This is a genomic window from Mameliella sp. CS4, assembly GCF_019392335.1.
Taxonomy (GTDB): domain Bacteria; phylum Pseudomonadota; class Alphaproteobacteria; order Rhodobacterales; family Rhodobacteraceae; genus Antarctobacter.
Map to the genome: position 1 here is coordinate 111,663 of NZ_JAHXRQ010000006.1, position 15,426 is coordinate 127,088.

The window sequence follows — 15,426 nt, forward strand, 5'->3', positions numbered from 1 at the left end:
TTCACCCGATCAGGAATTGAAGATCGCCATGAAGATGACGATGCACAGGATCACGATGACCGTGCGGATCGTGAAATTGACGAACCCCTCAAAGGTTTTTTCCTGAACTGTGATGTCCATGCTTCCGTGCTTGTGCTCAGCCATGTCGATTTTCCTGCGACTTGTCCCGTGTTTGCGTTCCGTGATAGGTTAGCGCAAATCCGCGCGCCTGTCACGCGCCCCCGGGGGCCAGGATGTCGCGCCCGTCCCCGACGCACGGGAATGTGAGCCGTTTGCCCGTTCAGACGGCTTGAAACAGCCAGGCGCCATCGTCGCGGCGGGTCCGCTCTGCGCGCCCCTCGTGCCAGAGGTGTTGGCAATGGGCCACAGCCTCGACCAGGGCCAGCCCGTATTCGGCGTCCCCGATCCGGCGCTTGAACAGCGGCTGGAAACACTCACCCGCTGTCTGCGGCTTGGCCAGGTGCGCATGCAACCGCTTCAGCGCGCCGTGATGATTCTCGATCAGTTGCGCCATCCGCAGTTCCAGCCCGGTAAAGGGCAGCTTGTGCCCGCCCATGACCAGGTGATCCGGCCGCGCCAGCGTCGACAGCCGCTCGCAGGATTCCAGCCAGTCGGCAACCGGGTCGGCCTCGGGTTCGGTCGCGTAGACGCCCAGGTTGGAACTGATCGAAGGCAGGATCTGGTCCCCGGCCAGCACCAGGTCATCGTCCCGCGACCAGAGCGTCGCATGCTCCGGCGCGTGGCCGTTGCCCATGTGCACGTCCCAGTCCCGTCCACCCGCGTGCAGGACATCCCCCTGCTTGATCCGCTTGAACCCAAGCGGCATCGGCGCCACCACATCGGCAAAGTTGAAAGGCCGTTCCGCCATGCGCTGTTCCAGGACGCGCGGCTCCATCCCGGCGCTGCGCCAATAGTCCAACGTCTCCTGCGTGGGACGGTCCTGCGCGTCCAGTTGCAGCATCCGGGCAAAAAGCCAGGCGGTCCGCGTCGTGACCAGCTCGGCGCCATGCGCCGTCTGGAACCAGCCCGCCAGCCCGATATGATCGGGATGGTGATGGGTCACCACGACCCGCCGCACCGGCTTGCCGCCCAGCGGCCCCGCCATCAAGTCCTCCCAGATACCGCGCGACGTCTTCGAGGCAAAGCCGGTGTCCACGACCGTCCAGCCATCGCCATCATCCAGCGCGTAGACGTTGACATGGTCCAGTTTCATCGGCAGCGGCAGGCGCATCCACAGCACCCCCTCGGCCAGCTCGATGGCCTCGCCCAGGGCGGGCGGCGTTTCCCAGGGATAGCGGATTGCGCGCACCGTTCCGTCCATCACGCCACCAGGTCCTCTGTCTTGAGGTTCGCCAGCGCGCTGACCTCGGCCCGCGCCTCCGCCAACAGCCCGGTATGTTCCGGCAAGAGCCGCTGGATATAGAACCCGGCCAGCCGCGCATCGGCACTGTCCGGCGCGGCCATCGCCGCGCGCAGGTGGTAATGCGCGCCCAGCACCCGGGCAAAACCCATCAGGTAAGGCACGGCACTGCCGAAACGGTCGCCCATCTCGCGAGCCACCAGCGCCTCGGTTGTCTCGCGCAGCGATTCCGCCGCCTGCCAGACCGGTTCGGCCAACTCGGGCATCTTGCCGCGCGCCGCCTCGGCGCCGCTCTCGACCTCGTCCAGCAGGGCAAAGATCGCCTCGCCGCCGTCCATCATCTTGCGCCCGACAAGGTCCATCGCCTGGATGCCGTTGGTGCCCTCGTAGATCGCCGTCACCCGCACGTCGCGCAGGTACTGCGCGGCGCCGGTTTCCTCGACATAGCCCATGCCGCCATGCACCTGCACGCCAAGGTTGGCCACCTTGATGCCGGTTTCGGTGCCAAAGGCCTTGGCGATCGGCGTCAGCAGCGCGGCGCGGGATTTCCAGTCGGCCTCGCCCGTCGCCTTGCCCAGGTCGATCGCCACCGCCAGCGACAGGGCAATCGCCCGCGCGGCAAAGGTTTCAGCCCGCATGGTGGCCAGCATCCGCCGCACATCCGCATGACCGATGATGGTGCCCTCGGGGCTGCGGCCCTGCTTGCGCTCCTGCGCGTAGGCCAGCGCATGCTGCAGCGCGCCCTCGGCGACGCTGACCCCCTGCACGCCCACGCCCAGCCGCGCGTTGTTCATCATGGTGAACATGGCGCGCATCCCGTCGTGCGGCTCGCCCACCAGCCAGCCCTTGGCGCCATCATACTGCATCACACAGGTCGGCGAGCCGTGCAGGCCCATCTTGTGCTCCAGGCTGACCACATGCAGGTCATTGGCCACGCCCGGATTGCCGTTTTCGTCCGGAATCAGCTTGGGCACCAGGAACAGGCTGATTCCCTTGGTCCCCGGCACGCCATCGGGCAACCGCGCCAGCACCAGGTGGCAGACATTCTCGCTAAAATCATTATCGCCCCAGGAAATATAGATCTTCTGCCCGGTGATCGCGTAGGTCCCGTCATCATTGGGCACAGCCTTGGACGACAGTGCCCCCACGTCCGACCCGGCCTGCGGCTCGGTCAGGTTCATCGTGCCCGCCCATTCGCCGGAAATCAGCTTGGGCAGGTAAAGCGTCTTCAGATCGTCGCTGGCATGATGTTCCAACGCGTCGATCTGCCCCTGGCTCATCAGCGGGTTCAGCTGCAGCGCAAGGCAGGCCGCGCCCAGCATGTCGTTGACACAGGTGGTCACGGTCAGCGGCAGCCCCATGCCGCCGTATTCCTCCGGCGCCGAGGTCGCGATCCAGCCACCTTCGGCCAGCGCGGCATAGCCATCGGCAAAGCCCTTGGAGGTCCGCACCACGCCATTTTCCAGCCGCGCAGGGTCAAGATCGCCATTGCGTTGCAAGGGCGCCAGCACCTCTTCACACAGCTTGCCCGCCTCGCCCAGGACGGCGGCGACGGTTTCACGGTTCGCTTCGGCAAAGCGTTCTGTCTCGGCAACGGCGTCATAGCCGACAACGTCGCGCAAAAGCCGCATGTAGGCATCGATCGGCGCACGATATGGCATGGGGGTCTCCTCCGGCTTGGCAAGGACGCGCCGCTCTTGTAGCACGCGCGCAGCGCGGGTGTGAGGGTACTTCCCGCCGCCCGCGCTTCAACCGGAACGCCGCGTCATAAGGGGTCGCCGCGATGCCTGCCCTACGTCTCAGCGCCAGCACCCAGGATCTGACCCGCGCCGCGGAGATCCTGGCAAAGGGCGGTCTTGTCGCCTTCCCCACCGAAACGGTCTACGGGCTGGGCGCCGACGCGCGGCAGGATCACGCCGTGGCCCGAATCTACAAGGCCAAAGAGCGGCCCGAGTTCAATCCGCTGATCGTTCACGTGGCCGAGCTGGACGCCGCAAAAGAGCTGGTGATCTGGTCCGAGGCCGCCCAAGCCCTGGCCGATGCCTTCTGGCCCGGCCCGCTGACACTGGTGCTGCCCCTGCGCGCAGGCGCGCATGTGTCGCGGCTGGTGACCGCCGGTCTCGACAGCCTGGCGGTGCGGATGCCCGCCGCCCCGGTGGCGCAGAACCTGCTCCGCGCCTTCGGCGGGCCGGTGGCGGCGCCGTCGGCGAATCGCTCCGGCCAGATCAGCCCGACCCGCGCCGGCCACGTGCTCGAAGGGCTTGGCGACAGGATCGAGGCGGTGGTCGACGGCGGCCCCTGCGCCGTGGGGCTGGAATCGACGATCCTCGGCCTGACCGGCACGCCGCCCACGCTGCTGCGTCCCGGCGGCATCACCGAGGAAGCTCTGAACGAGGTCCTGAACACCCGCATCGCGCTGCGCCGCGAAACCGACGGCATCACCGCCCCGGGCCAGACCCGCTCGCATTACGCGCCACGCGCCAGCGTGCGCCTCAACGCGGTGGACTTCGAACCCGGAGAGGCCCGCCTCGGCTTCGGCGCGGTGCCCTGCGACCTCAACCTCTCGCCCGGGGAAGACCTGACAGAGGCCGCCGCCAACCTCTTCGAATACCTGCACCGGCTCGACGCCACGGGCGCCGCGACCATTGCCATCTCCCCGATCCCGCACCTCGGCCTCGGCATCGCCATCAACGACCGCCTCAGCCGCGCGGCCGCCGAACGCTGACCGCCCCCGCCAAGTGCCTGTTTCCCGGAGCCGCCGCTCGCTGATGCCGATCAGAGGCAAAGGGCCGGGGCCCGCAAGGGGGCGCAGCCCCGCGCTTTGCGCGGCTTGCCCTTGCGGGGCGCGGGCCTTTGGCTCAGGCATCTGTCAGCGAGGGGTGGATACGGGACACGGGCACGGGCCTGTTTGCTGGTGAGCCCTTGAAGCCGACGCCGCCCGCCACGGGACATCCACGTCCGACAAGGGCCAGCCGAGGGGCGGCGGGCGGGCGATGGGCGCAGCCCGAGTCCCGCTCCCGCCCGCTCTCGATATCTCAGGCCTGACTCAGGCCCGACCGCCCGCCGAACTCAGCGCCAGGGCCGCAACGCCCAGCGTCTTCAGCGCCGCTTCCCACTTGTCCATGTCGGCCATCTCGAAGATCAGCTCGGGCGTGGCGTCACAGACCAGCCAGCCGTTCTCGGCGATCTCGCTCTCCAGCTGACCGGCCGCCCAGCCGGCATAGCCCAGCATCATCATCCATTTCTCGGGACCTTCGCCCCGGGCAAGGTCCTCCAGGATGTCCAGTGTCGCGGTCATGTGGATGTCGTCGCGCACTTCCAGCGTCGTCACGACCGACTGGTAATCCGGCGTATGCAGCACGAATCCGCGCCCCATCTCGACCGGTCCGCCGAAATGCACCGACCGTTCCGACAGGTCCGACACCTGGTCGATGTTGAGCTGCGAGAGCAGGGTCGGCATGTCCACGTCGTCGCTGGGCTTGTTCACGATCAACCCCATCGCACCCTCGTCGGAATGGTCGCAGATAAAGACGACGCTGTGCTCGAATCGCGGATCCCCCATGCCCGGCATAGCGATCAGCAGATGCCCGGTCAGGTTGGTCTGTGGGGTTCCGGTCTCGGCGGCCATATGGCTCCCTTTCGCATTGGTCGGGTCTCACCATGACCGCCCCGGCGAGGACTGGCAAGACCGTCACATCTTCGTCATCTGATACATGCGTTCGCCGGAACGTGACTTTTCATTTCACTCCGGAAGGGCCACATCCAATGTTATGAAAAAGATGTTCGTGACCTTCCTGCTGATGCTGCTGCCCGGTCTTGCCGCCGCGCAATCCTATGACGACGTGGTCGAGGCGCAGATCCTGCCCGGCTGGCGGCTGCCCAATGGCGACCACATGGCCGCGCTGCACCTGAAGCTTGCCCCGGGGTGGAAAACCTACTGGCGCTCGCCCGGCGATGCGGGCATCCCGCCGCAATTCGACTGGAGCGGGGCGCGCAACATGTCGGCCATCGGGATCTACTGGCCCGCGCCGCATGTCTTCTGGCAGCAAGACATGCGCTCTGTCGGTTACAAGGGCGACGTGATCCTGCCGCTCAGGATCCGCCCCAGCCAGCTCGGCAAGGACGCGCAGCTGGGCGGGATCATCGACATCGGCATCTGCAAGGATGTCTGCCTGCCCCACCGCTTCCGCGTTTCGGCCAGCCTGCCCGCCGGGCAGACGAAACCCGATGCCCGGATCGCGGCGGCGATGGCCGACGTCCCCTTCGGGGCAGAAGATGCGGGCGTGACCGGCGTATCCTGCCGCATCACGCCACAGGCCAAGGGCCTGGGCCTGACCGTCTCGATCGCCATGCCGCGCGGCACCGGGCGCGAGGAAACCGTGATCGAGACTTCGGACCCCAACCTCTGGGTCGCCGATCCCGACACCTCGTGGCAGGGCGGGCGCCTTGTGGCGCAGACCCGTGTGACGCATATGTCCGGCGGCGTCTTTGCGCTCGACCGTTCGGGCCTGCGGATCACCATCCTGGGCGGAAACATCCCCGTCGAACTGACCGGCTGCACCGGCTGAACCAACAGGGCAGAGGTCCCGGGTCAGGCCCGGGACAACGGCGCGCCGGCTGTCAGGCTTCTGCCTTTCCCCGCACACCGCGCCGCAAGAGCATCACGATCCCGCCCCCGAGATAGATCGCCAGCGGCAATGCGACGGCGCCCAGCAGGAACAGCACCAGCGCGGCGACCTCGGGTGACAGGCCGCCAAGGGCGGGCAGCCCCGGCAACAGATCGCCCGTGACGCCGGTATGGCCCAGCGTCGCCGCAAGCCATCCCAACATCACCATCACCGCCGTGACCAGCACCCCGCGCAGCCCCGCCCCGCGGAACCGCAGCCCTTTCCTCAGGGCCGCCATTTGTTTCCCCAGGTCGTGCTGGATCGCCACCAGCGCGGGCACGATCAGCAGCACCAGCACCACGCCGAAGCCCAACCCGTAGACCAGGGTGATCACCGTGGGTTTCAGGAACTGCGCCTGCGACGAGGTTTCATACAGCAGCGGTGCAAGCCCCAGCACTGTAGTCGCCGTGGTCAGGAACACCGCCCGCAGACGGTCCGAGGCGCCGTCGATGATCGAGGGGATCAGCCCCCGGTCGCGGGCGTATTCGTCGATCTGTGTCACCAGTACGATGGAATCATTGATGATGATTCCCGTCATCCCCAACAGGCCCACCACCGTGAACATGCTCAGCGGCACGTCCCACAGCGCATGGCCATAAATCGCCCCCACCAGCCCGAAGGGCACAATCGCCATGACTACAAAGGGCCGCGTCCAGCTGGCAAAGACCCAGGCTAGGACAAGGTAGATGCCCAGCAGCACCATGATCAGCCCATTGCGCGCATCGGTGAGAAAGTCGTTTTCCTGCTCGGCCAGCCCGGCGAGGCGATAGTCCACCTGCCGCGCTTCGGCGATCTGCGGCAGGATCTCTTCGCGCAGCGCCTTGACGACCTGCTCGGCCCTTGCCGCGTCATCCTCGGAAATGTCGCCGGTGACAGAGACAACGCGCAAACCGTTCTCGCGCCGGATGGTGGAAAAGCCGGTGCGCCGTTCGACCCGCACGATATCGGCCAGCGGGACATAGGCCCCGCCGGGTGTGCGCAGCTGCATCCGCTCCATGAAATCGGCGGTCAAAGCGCCCTCGGGCAATTCCACGCGGATCTCGGCAGAGCGCGGGCCGACGGGATAGGTCGCCGCCTCGATCCCGCCCAGCCGGTTGCGCAGGACCCGGCCCAGCCCATCGACATCGAACCCCAGCGCCAGCCCCTGCGGCGTCAGCTCCAGGATCAATTCGTCCTTGTCGTAGGCCAGGTTGTCCTCGACCGCCGAAACCTCGGGGAACCGCAGGACCGCCTCCTTGAGGTCTTCGGCGGCGGATTTCAGCACCTCGGAACTGGCGCCATAGAACTGCACGTCCAGGGAATCGCCCCCCGGCCCGCCGCGCCAGCCGCGAAAGGAAATCGCCTCGGCCAGCGGGTGGCGTTCGACACGCTCCTGCAGCTCGCCCACGAAGGCGAAGGACGAATAGGGCCGCAGGTCGGCATCGATCAGCTCGATGGAAATGGCGCCCAGTTGATCCGGGTCCTTGGTGTCGGCGCCGGGCAACGAGCGGCCCGCATTGCCGCCGATCTCGGCCAGGACATAGTCCAGCGGGTTGCGGCCATAGCGGTCCTCGTACTCGCGGCCCAGATCCTCGGCCGCCTTCTGGAACAGGCGCATCTGTTCGATGGTGTCCGCCCGCTTGGCGGTGGGCGACATGGAAAAATTGCCCGTGACCGATCCCTGTTCCGGCGAATTGAAGAACCGCCAGGTGACGTCGCCCCGGATAAACGACGTCACCTGCGTCGCCAGTGCCACCACCAACAGCGCGAAAACGACGTAGCGCCCTGCCACGACGGCCCGCATGAACGGGCGGAACAGCCGCTCGCGGATCCAGCGAAAGCCCCGGTTGACCAGGATCGACGCCATGTCGATCCCGCCATCGGAAAGCGTCCGCAGCAGTGGCGCGCGTTCGGCCCTGGGCATCAGCGACAGGCGCAGCGCAATGGCAAATGCCACCAGCAGCGCCAGCCCCCCGGCCAGCACCGGCAGTTGCCCCCAGAGGACACCGCGCAGGTCTGCGACCGCAGCCTGCGCGCCCGCGATCACCGCCGGGACCCCGGTGAACAGCCCCAGCAGGCCCGCCAGGACGCCGGGCAGCGCCAGCACCGCCAGTGTCAGCAGCGCCACCGCCAGGACAGCCACCAATGTCACGCCGACCACGCCCAGCGCGACCCGCCACCACCGCGTGCCGCGCTGCTCGCGCGGTTTCAGCGCATGGGCCATATGGTTGGGCAGGATCAGGAAGCATTCCACCAAAGAGGCGATCAGCACCACGATCACCGTGAACGGAATGTCCGAAATCAGGTCGCCAAAGCGCCCCCCGATGGCCACCAGCCCGAAAAAGGCGATCACCGTGGTGATCGTGGCCGAAAACACCGGCAGCGCCATGCGCCGCGCCGCGTTTTCGGCAGCGTCAAAGGGCCCCTGCCCCCGGCGCGCCAGATGGTCGGCATGTTCGCCCACGACGATGGCATCGTCCACCACGATGCCCAGCGTGATGATCAGCGCAAAGAGCGAGATCATGTTGATCGTCAGCCCCGCCATATACATCAGCGCGATGGCGGACAGCATTGCCGTGGGAATCCCCGCCGCCACCCAGAAGGCCGTGCGCGTGTTCAGGAACAGGAACAGCAGCATCACCACCAGCGCCAAGCCTGTCAGCGCGTTGTCGATCAGGATGTTCAGGCGCCCGGTGATGTATTCCGACCGGGTGCGGATCAGGTCGATCCTGACGCCTTCGGGCAGGGCGGCGGTCAGCTCGGCGGCGACCTCCTCGACCGTGGTCTGAATGCCGATGGCGTCGCCCTCGGCCGAGCGGTCCACCCGGATCGAGATCGCCCGGTTTTCGCCTACGAAATAGCTGCGCTCGCGGTCGATCCCCTCGACCCGGATCAGCGCCACGTCGCCCACTGTCAGGCTGGATCCATCCGGGTTCGACCGCAGCACGATATCCGAAATGGCATCGGCAGAGCGTTTCTCGATCCCGGTGCGCACCCGCGCCCCCGCGCCCGCCACGTCGCCCGCCGGATCGGCCTGCACTTCGGCGGCGATGGCATCGGCGATCTCGCGCATGGTGACGTTGTGGGCGATCAGGTTCTGCACCGGCACCTCGATCACCGTCTGCGGCGCCGCAACACCCCGGATCGTGGTCTGTGTCACGCCCTCGGCAAAGAGCCGCACCACCAGTTCGTCGGCAAAGCGCGCCAGTTGGTCGACGCCCACCGGTCCGGTGATGACCAGATCCGTCACCCGGTCGCGCCAGCCGCCGCGCCGGACGCTTGGGTCGTCCGCGTCCTCGGGCAGCGTGGTGATTGCGTCCACCGCCTGCTGCACGTCATCGGCGGCCCGCGCGATGTCCCAGCCGGGCTCGAACTCCAGCTCGATGGCGGCGCGCCCCTCTCGGGACACGGCGCTGGAGCCGATCACCCCCTCGACGGCCAGCAGCGCGGGTTCCAGCACCTGCACGATGGCGGCGTCCACGTCCTCGGCGCCCGCACCGTCCCAGCGGACCGAGACGTCGATCTCGTCGATGATGATATCGGGAAAGAACTGCGCCCGCATGTTGGGCACCGCAACGACACCCGCCGCCAGCATGATCACCAGCAGCAGGTTGGCCACCGTGGGGTGGCGGACGAAATAGCCAAAGATGCCGCCAGCGGCAGAGGGGAGCGCGCGCGCCATCCGTCAGCCCCCCATCCGGGATTCGATGCGCGCGACCATCTCGGCAGGCACTTCTTTTTGCGCCAGTTGTGTCAGGATGCGGGTCTTGGCCGCCTCGGGCATGACGGTATTGGCCTCGATGAAGGCGACCAGCTTGGCGCGTCGTTCATCGCTCAGCTCCAGCATGGCTTCCGGTTCCGGCGCAACGCCCGCGCGCAGCGGCTTGACCTTGATGCCTTCGCCCAAAAGCGGCGTACGTTCGGCCACGACTTCGCGCCCCTGAAGGCCGCGCGCGCGGATCAGAACATCATCGCCCTGGCGCCGCATGACCTCGACCACCACCGTCTCCAATCGGTCCTCGGCACCGACAACCAGCACCTCGCCTGCCGCGTTGACCGCCGTGGCGGGCAGGCGCGCCACCCGGTCCAACGGCGGTTCCTCTATCCGCACGGTGACGAAATCGCCGGGCTTGAAACCGCGCGGCGCGTCCAGCGTGGCGAACAACCGCCGCCCGGTCTGGCCCTCGCCCACTGCGGCACTGTCGCGGGTGATCTGCCCCGAGGCGGTGATATTGGTACCAAAGACATCCAGCGCCACCGTCACCGGCGCGGGCCGCAGGCGCCCGTCCCCGTCAAGAAGACGCGCATATTGCTGGGTCGACACGCGAAACGACACCTCGAGCGCGTTCAGATCCACCAGCTGCGCCAGTTGTTCGTTGGCCGAGACCAGCCGCCCGGACACAACCGTCACCTCGGACAGGCTGCCCGCGAAGGCGGCCCGGATCTCGGTATCGTCCAGCCGCCTCTGGGCCTCGTCCCGCGCGATCTCGGCCCGGCGCAGCTGGGTCGCGGCCTGGTCGATGCGGGCCTCTGCCGTGGCCACCGCCTGGCGCCGTGTCAGCACCGCCTGCCTCTCGCTCGCCAGCGAAAGTTCCGCGCTTTCCACCGCCGCCGCCGTGCCGACGTTGCGGTCCAGCAGATCGCGCTGGCGCCGCAGCGCGGATTCGCGCAGGACCACCTGTTCCTCAGCCGCCGTCAACTCGTCACGTGCAATGACCAGCGCGCGTTCGGCCTCGCGCACTTCGGCCCGCGCATCCAGAAGATCGTTCTCGGCCCGGTCCAGCGCCGATTGCGCATTCGCCGGGTCGATCCGCGCCAGCAGTTGCCCGGCCTCGACCTGCCCGCCCTCGACGAATTCCGGGTCCAGTTCCACCACAGCGCCAGAGGCGGCGGCACGCAGTTCCAGCGTCCGGCGGCTCTGCACCTCGCCAAAGGAGGTCAGCACCGGCGTCACCGTTTCAAAGGCAACCGGCACCACGTTGACCGCAAAGACCCGCTCGCGCGCCTGTGGCACGCGGGCCTCCTCGGCCATGCGCGCCTGTACGGCATCCCGCACCATGATCCCGGCAAACCCCAGCAGCCCCAGGGTCAGGGACAACAGGAACAGCCCCGTCAGGCTTTTTCGCAAAAAGCGCATCTTTCAAACTCCGCGGTGCACCCTTCTGAAATAGAAGCGCGCGGGGGCAATCAAACCCCAGAGAGTTATACGCAGGTCCCGATCACTTCCGTCGCTGATGTTCATCCAGGCGCGGAAAAATCTCGACAAAGTTGCAGGGACGGTGGCGATAATCCAGCTGCCAGCCCAGGATCTCGTCCCAGGCATCCTTGCAGGCCCCTGTACTGCCGGGCAGTGCAAAGAGATAGGTGCCTCCCGCGACGCCTCCCGTGGCCCGGCTCTGCACCGCAGAGGTGCCTATTTTATTGAAGGAAACCATCGTGAAGACGGTGCCGAAGGCGTCGATTTCCTTTTCGTAGACATCCCTGTGCGCCTCGACCGTCACGTCGCGCCCGGTCAGGCCCGTCCCCCCGGTCGAGATCACCACATCGACCTCCGGGTCGGCGATCCAGCCGCGCAAGCGCTCGGCGATTTGCGCCCGCTCGTCCTTCACGATCGCGCGATCTGCCAGCATATGGCCCGCGTCGGTCAGCCGCTGCACCAGAGTGTCGCCGGACCGGTCATCCTCCAGCCCCCGCGTGTCCGACACGGTCAGGATGGCGATCCGGACCGGGATGAACTGCTTGCTTTCGTCGATACGGCTCATGGTGTCCTCACAAATCGAACCACGTTGGCGCGGGCCCCAGGTTCACGACGCGTGTCCCGCCGATCCGGCCTTCCTGGCCCCAGCAATCATGCACATGGCCACAAAGCGCAAGCGCGGGCTGCAGCCGGTCTATGGCGGCGCGGATCGCGGTGGACCCAACCGACAGACCGCGCGAAGTCACATCCGCGATCCCCTTGGGCGGCGAATGGGTGATCAGCAGGTCCGCCCCGCTGCAGCTGTCCAGCAGCTCCGCCGCCTGCCCCTCTGTCAGGTCAAAGGACCAGTCGCCGAAGGGCGTCACGGGAATACCGCCGCCAAGGCCGAAAAGCCGCAGGCCCTCGACCTCGGCGCCCTCACCATGCAGAACGGTTGTCCCCGGCAGGGCCGCCGCACGCAGTTCATCCGCCGTTTCGCTGTTGCCCGGCACGGCAACCATCGGCGCCTGCAACCGGTCCAGCAGCGCCATCGCCTGCTCCAAGCCCTCGCGCAGATTGCAGAAATCGCCGGCGCCGATCACAAGGTCGGCCTCCCCGCTGGCCTCGACCAGGGCGCGGGCATGGCGCCGCGACAGGTGCAGATCGGAAAAGGCAAGCACACGCATCAGACCGCCAGCCGGACCGCCAGCCCGCCGAAAAGGGTGGCGCAGGTATAGCGCAGCGCGCGTTCCGTGCGCGTCCCGCCCTCCAGCCGCCGCCGCAGGCGGCCCGCGAACTGGCCGACAAGCCCGTTCACGGTGACACCGCCGATGGACATCAGCAGGCCATAGACCAGGAACTGCGGCAGCACCGCCTTCGCCGGGTCGATGAACTGCGGCACAAAGGCCAGCACGAAGAGAATGTATTTCGGGTTGGTGATATTGACGACAAACCCCTGCCGAAAGGCCTGCATCGGCGCCAGCGGCGGCGCATCGCTGCCCGCGATGGGCGTGCGCAGCGTCTTCCAGGCGATCCAGGCCAGGTAAGCCGCCCCCGCCCAGCGGATCACGTCAAAGGCCCCCGGCAGCGCCGCGACCAGCGCCCCCAGCCCCAGCCCCGCCAGCAGCACATGCACCATGCCGCCCAGCGCCACGCCGCTGGACGCCGCCCAGCCACAGCGCGCACCCCCGCGCAGACCCTGCGCCAGGCAGAACATCATGTCCGGCCCCGGCGTCACGTTCAGCGCCAGCCCGACCGGAATGAAGGCCAGCATCAGAATCGGATCGACAATCATCCCAAAGCCCTCAGTTTCGCCTTGAGCGACAACATGTCCGCCCAGGCCTCGCGTTTCGCCTGCGGATTGCGCAGCAGGTAGGCCGGGTGCAGCATCGGCAGCGCCGGACGCTCCGCCGCCTCGCCCCATGTCCCGCGCAGGCGGGTGATTCCCCGCTTTCCCAGCAGCGCCTGGCACGAGGTATTGCCCATGATCACCAGCAGATCCGGGTCGGCCAGCGCGATATGCCGGTGCAGAAAGGGCAGCAACATGGCGATCTCGTCGGGTTTCGGATCGCGGTTCTGCGGCGGCCGCCAGGGCAGCACGTTGGTGATATAAACCGACTCGGCACGACTCAGCCCCACCGCCGCCAGCATCCGGTCCAGCAATTGCCCGGCACGGCCCACAAAGGGTTTGCCCTGCAGGTCCTCGTCACGTCCCGGCGCCTCGCCCACCAGCATGACCCGCGCCCCCGGCACGCCATCGGCAAAGACCAGGTTCCGCGCCCCGCGCTTCAACGGGCAATGTTCATACCCGGCCAACGCAGCCTGCAGCGCCGCCAGGTCCGCCGCGCCAGCGGCCAGCGTGCGCGCCTCTGCCACCGGATCGACCTCGGGCGCCCTGACCGGTGCCGCACCGCGCGCCGCACCGGGGCCCGCCGCCCGCGCCGCGTGTCGCGCCTTCAGCGCCTCCTGCTCGGCCTCATGGGCGGCAAAGCGGTCGACAGGCGCGTCGAGCATCGCCTCGTCCACTCCCATCTCCAGCTGCCATTCCAGAAGCGCCTTCGCGGCGTACCAGTCGAGTCCCTGCTCCATACCCACAACCATACGCCGCGCCCGAGGGGAAGAAAATCGCCCGTGTTTCTTCTCTCCCAAAATACTCGTAAACGCGCCGGAGGCGCGTCCCCGGGGCCTTGCCCCGCAAGGGCACCCTACCTAAAAGGTCCAGAACGCCACCGAGGACACCGAATGCGCTTCGACCACCGCCACCTGCTGGGGATCGAGCCCCTGCGCCCGGACGAGATCACCACGATCCTCGACCTCTCCGATCAATATGTCGATTTCAACCGCCGCCGGGACAAGCACGCCAACGCTTTGGCCGGGCTGACCCAGATCAACATGTTCTTCGAGAATTCCACCCGCACGCAGGCCAGTTTCGAACTGGCGGGCAAGCGGCTGGGCGCGGACGTGATGAACATGGCGATGCAGGCCAGCAGCATCAAGAAGGGGGAAACCCTGATCGACACCGCCATGACGCTGAACGCCATGCACCCCGACCTGCTGGTGGTGCGCCACCCGCATTCCGGCGCGGTGGATCTCTTGGCGCAAAAGGTCAACTGCGCGGTGCTGAACGCCGGTGACGGGCGGCATGAACACCCCACCCAGGCCCTGCTGGACGCGCTGACCATCCGCCGCGCCAAGGGGCGGCTGCACCGCCTGTCCATCGCCATCTGTGGCGACATCGCCCATTCCCGCGTGGCCCGGTCCAACCTGCTGCTGCTGCACAAGATGGAAAACCGCATCCGCCTGATCGGCCCGCCGACCTTGATGCCCTCGGGCATCGACGCCTTTGGCGTCGAGGTCTTCGACGACATGCGCGAGGGGCTGAAGGACGTCGACGTCGTCATGATGCTGCGCCTGCAGAAGGAACGCATGGACGGCGGCTTCATCCCCTCGGAACGCGAGTATTACCACCGCTACGGGCTGGACGCCGAAAAGCTGGGCCACGCCAAGGAAGACGCCATCGTCATGCACCCCGGCCCGATGAACCGCGGGGTCGAGATCGACGGCACCCTGGCCGATGACATCAACCGCAGCGTGATCCAGGACCAGGTGGAAATGGGTGTCGCCGTGCGCATGGCGTCGATGGATCTGCTCGCCCGCAACCTCCGCGCCCGCCCGTCGGAGGTGATGACATGACCAAGGTGCAGGTCAACGGCTCGGACCGGACCACGCTCTACCTTGCCCATCTCGACCTGCCACCCGAGGCGGTCGACCGGTTCACCCAGATGGCGGGCACCGGCGAATGGCCGCTGAAATACGCGCTTGGCGCCACCCGCCTGCGCGAAAGTTTTGTCGACGTTGTCGCGATCCGCGACCTGGGCGATATGACGCTCTCGCAGTATCTCTCCGCCGCCTACGATGTGCCCGCCCGCGCCCTGGAACAGGACCGCGCGCGCATCGACGCGCTGACGGGGCATGCCGTGGTGCTGCCGCCACAGGCCTTCGACGCCACCCCGCAAGAGCTGACCATCGCCCCGCCCCTGCGCCTGATCGGCAGCTATGGCGAGGCGCGCCCCACCGCGCGCGGCGCCAATCCCACGTCCAGCGCGGCCCGGGGCCAGGTCGGGGTCACGCCCCCCGCCCCCAGGGGCAGCGGCAACTCGCCCCTGCTCAAGCTGATCCTCGCCGCTATTGCGCTGATCCTCGCGCTGGTGCTCTGGCTGGCGCTGGTGTGAGGCGGAGAGCGT

The 15,426-nt window shown here is 67.5% G+C and carries 14 protein-coding genes; 4 read left to right on the forward strand and 10 right to left on the reverse strand.

Annotated elements, in window-relative coordinates:
- Window positions 1-9: 9 nt before the first annotated feature.
- From KZZ07_RS09910 to KZZ07_RS09920, 3 genes are all read right to left on the reverse strand, one after another.
- Window positions 10-144, reverse strand: a complete 135-nt coding sequence (locus tag KZZ07_RS09910) for an aa3-type cytochrome c oxidase subunit IV (protein ID WP_219513868.1) — start codon at window positions 142-144, stop codon at window positions 10-12.
- Between the two features lie 136 nt (window positions 145-280).
- Window positions 281-1,321, reverse strand: coding sequence for an MBL fold metallo-hydrolase (locus tag KZZ07_RS09915; RefSeq protein ID WP_219514012.1), 1,041 nt, complete (start codon window positions 1,319-1,321; stop codon window positions 281-283).
- Complete coding sequence (locus tag KZZ07_RS09920) at window positions 1,321-3,021, reverse strand: acyl-CoA dehydrogenase family protein (RefSeq protein WP_219513869.1); 1,701 nt, start codon at window positions 3,019-3,021, stop codon at window positions 1,321-1,323. Before KZZ07_RS09920 ends, KZZ07_RS09915 begins: the two co-directional genes overlap by 1 nt.
- A gap of 122 nt (window positions 3,022-3,143) precedes the next feature.
- Here KZZ07_RS09920 and KZZ07_RS09925 point away from each other — a divergent pair, with 122 nt between their 5' ends.
- Window positions 3,144-4,085, forward strand: a complete 942-nt coding sequence (locus tag KZZ07_RS09925; protein ID WP_219513870.1) for an L-threonylcarbamoyladenylate synthase — start codon at window positions 3,144-3,146, stop codon at window positions 4,083-4,085.
- Window positions 4,086-4,406: 321 nt separating this feature from the next.
- On the opposite strand, the gene KZZ07_RS09930 is transcribed toward KZZ07_RS09925, so the two are convergent.
- Window positions 4,407-4,988 (reverse strand): YqgE/AlgH family protein, encoded by a 582-nt coding sequence (locus KZZ07_RS09930; protein WP_219513872.1) that lies wholly within the window; start codon window positions 4,986-4,988, stop codon window positions 4,407-4,409.
- A gap of 142 nt (window positions 4,989-5,130) precedes the next feature.
- Between KZZ07_RS09930 and KZZ07_RS09935 the strand changes: the two genes are divergently transcribed.
- Window positions 5,131-5,928, forward strand: coding sequence for a protein-disulfide reductase DsbD domain-containing protein (locus KZZ07_RS09935; protein WP_219513874.1), 798 nt, complete (start codon window positions 5,131-5,133; stop codon window positions 5,926-5,928).
- Between the two features lie 52 nt (window positions 5,929-5,980).
- Here the strand turns inward: KZZ07_RS09935 and KZZ07_RS09940 are convergent, their stop codons facing one another.
- The 6 genes from KZZ07_RS09940 to KZZ07_RS09965 form a co-directional block, all read right to left on the reverse strand.
- On the reverse strand, window positions 5,981-9,688 hold the full coding sequence (locus KZZ07_RS09940) for an efflux RND transporter permease subunit (RefSeq protein ID WP_219513875.1): 3,708 nt from the start codon (window positions 9,686-9,688) through the stop codon (window positions 5,981-5,983).
- 3 nt (window positions 9,689-9,691) lie between these two features.
- Window positions 9,692-11,143, reverse strand: coding sequence for an efflux RND transporter periplasmic adaptor subunit (locus tag KZZ07_RS09945; protein WP_219513876.1), 1,452 nt, complete (start codon window positions 11,141-11,143; stop codon window positions 9,692-9,694).
- 82 nt (window positions 11,144-11,225) lie between these two features.
- The gene (moaB, locus tag KZZ07_RS09950) at window positions 11,226-11,768 is read right to left on the reverse strand and encodes a molybdenum cofactor biosynthesis protein B (protein ID WP_219513877.1); all 543 of its coding nucleotides are present in this window, start codon (window positions 11,766-11,768) and stop codon (window positions 11,226-11,228) included.
- A gap of 7 nt (window positions 11,769-11,775) precedes the next feature.
- Window positions 11,776-12,369, reverse strand: coding sequence for a metallophosphoesterase family protein (locus KZZ07_RS09955; RefSeq protein WP_219513878.1), 594 nt, complete (start codon window positions 12,367-12,369; stop codon window positions 11,776-11,778).
- Window positions 12,369-12,977, reverse strand: a complete 609-nt coding sequence (locus KZZ07_RS09960) for a LysE family translocator (protein WP_219513879.1) — start codon at window positions 12,975-12,977, stop codon at window positions 12,369-12,371. The genes KZZ07_RS09955 and KZZ07_RS09960 overlap by 1 nt, the downstream gene beginning before the upstream one ends.
- Complete coding sequence (locus tag KZZ07_RS09965; RefSeq protein ID WP_219513880.1) at window positions 12,974-13,771, reverse strand: uracil-DNA glycosylase; 798 nt, start codon at window positions 13,769-13,771, stop codon at window positions 12,974-12,976. Before KZZ07_RS09965 ends, KZZ07_RS09960 begins: the two co-directional genes overlap by 4 nt.
- A 153-nt stretch (window positions 13,772-13,924) precedes the next feature.
- Between KZZ07_RS09965 and KZZ07_RS09970 the strand changes: the two genes are divergently transcribed.
- Together KZZ07_RS09970 and KZZ07_RS09975 are read left to right on the forward strand one after the other, a co-directional pair.
- A complete protein-coding gene (locus tag KZZ07_RS09970) occupies window positions 13,925-14,875 on the forward strand; it encodes an aspartate carbamoyltransferase catalytic subunit (protein WP_219513882.1) in 951 nt (316 codons plus the stop codon).
- The gene (locus KZZ07_RS09975) at window positions 14,872-15,414 is read left to right on the forward strand and encodes an aspartate carbamoyltransferase catalytic subunit (protein ID WP_219513884.1); all 543 of its coding nucleotides are present in this window, start codon (window positions 14,872-14,874) and stop codon (window positions 15,412-15,414) included. Before KZZ07_RS09970 ends, KZZ07_RS09975 begins: the two co-directional genes overlap by 4 nt.
- Window positions 15,415-15,426 lie beyond the last annotated feature (12 nt).

What these genes read in the sequence shown, in the direction of transcription:
- KZZ07_RS09910 (WP_219513868.1), bottom strand. Translation starts at nt 144, where the DNA reads ATGGCTGAGCACAAGCACGGAAGCATGGACATCACAGTTCAGGAAAAA.
- KZZ07_RS09915 (WP_219514012.1), bottom strand. Translation starts at nt 1,321, where the DNA reads ATGGACGGAACGGTGCGCGCAATCCGCTATCCCTGGGAAACGCCGCCC.
- KZZ07_RS09920 (WP_219513869.1), bottom strand. Translation starts at nt 3,021, where the DNA reads ATGCCATATCGTGCGCCGATCGATGCCTACATGCGGCTTTTGCGCGAC.
- KZZ07_RS09925 (WP_219513870.1), top strand. Translation starts at nt 3,144, where the DNA reads ATGCCTGCCCTACGTCTCAGCGCCAGCACCCAGGATCTGACCCGCGCC.
- KZZ07_RS09930 (WP_219513872.1), bottom strand. Translation starts at nt 4,988, where the DNA reads ATGGCCGCCGAGACCGGAACCCCACAGACCAACCTGACCGGGCATCTG.
- KZZ07_RS09935 (WP_219513874.1), top strand. Translation starts at nt 5,131, where the DNA reads ATGAAAAAGATGTTCGTGACCTTCCTGCTGATGCTGCTGCCCGGTCTT.
- KZZ07_RS09940 (WP_219513875.1), bottom strand. Translation starts at nt 9,688, where the DNA reads ATGGCGCGCGCGCTCCCCTCTGCCGCTGGCGGCATCTTTGGCTATTTC.
- KZZ07_RS09945 (WP_219513876.1), bottom strand. Translation starts at nt 11,143, where the DNA reads ATGCGCTTTTTGCGAAAAAGCCTGACGGGGCTGTTCCTGTTGTCCCTG.
- moaB (WP_219513877.1), bottom strand. Translation starts at nt 11,768, where the DNA reads ATGAGCCGTATCGACGAAAGCAAGCAGTTCATCCCGGTCCGGATCGCC.
- KZZ07_RS09955 (WP_219513878.1), bottom strand. Translation starts at nt 12,369, where the DNA reads ATGCGTGTGCTTGCCTTTTCCGATCTGCACCTGTCGCGGCGCCATGCC.
- KZZ07_RS09960 (WP_219513879.1), bottom strand. Translation starts at nt 12,977, where the DNA reads ATGATTGTCGATCCGATTCTGATGCTGGCCTTCATTCCGGTCGGGCTG.
- KZZ07_RS09965 (WP_219513880.1), bottom strand. Translation starts at nt 13,771, where the DNA reads ATGGAGCAGGGACTCGACTGGTACGCCGCGAAGGCGCTTCTGGAATGG.
- KZZ07_RS09970 (WP_219513882.1), top strand. Translation starts at nt 13,925, where the DNA reads ATGCGCTTCGACCACCGCCACCTGCTGGGGATCGAGCCCCTGCGCCCG.
- KZZ07_RS09975 (WP_219513884.1), top strand. Translation starts at nt 14,872, where the DNA reads ATGACCAAGGTGCAGGTCAACGGCTCGGACCGGACCACGCTCTACCTT.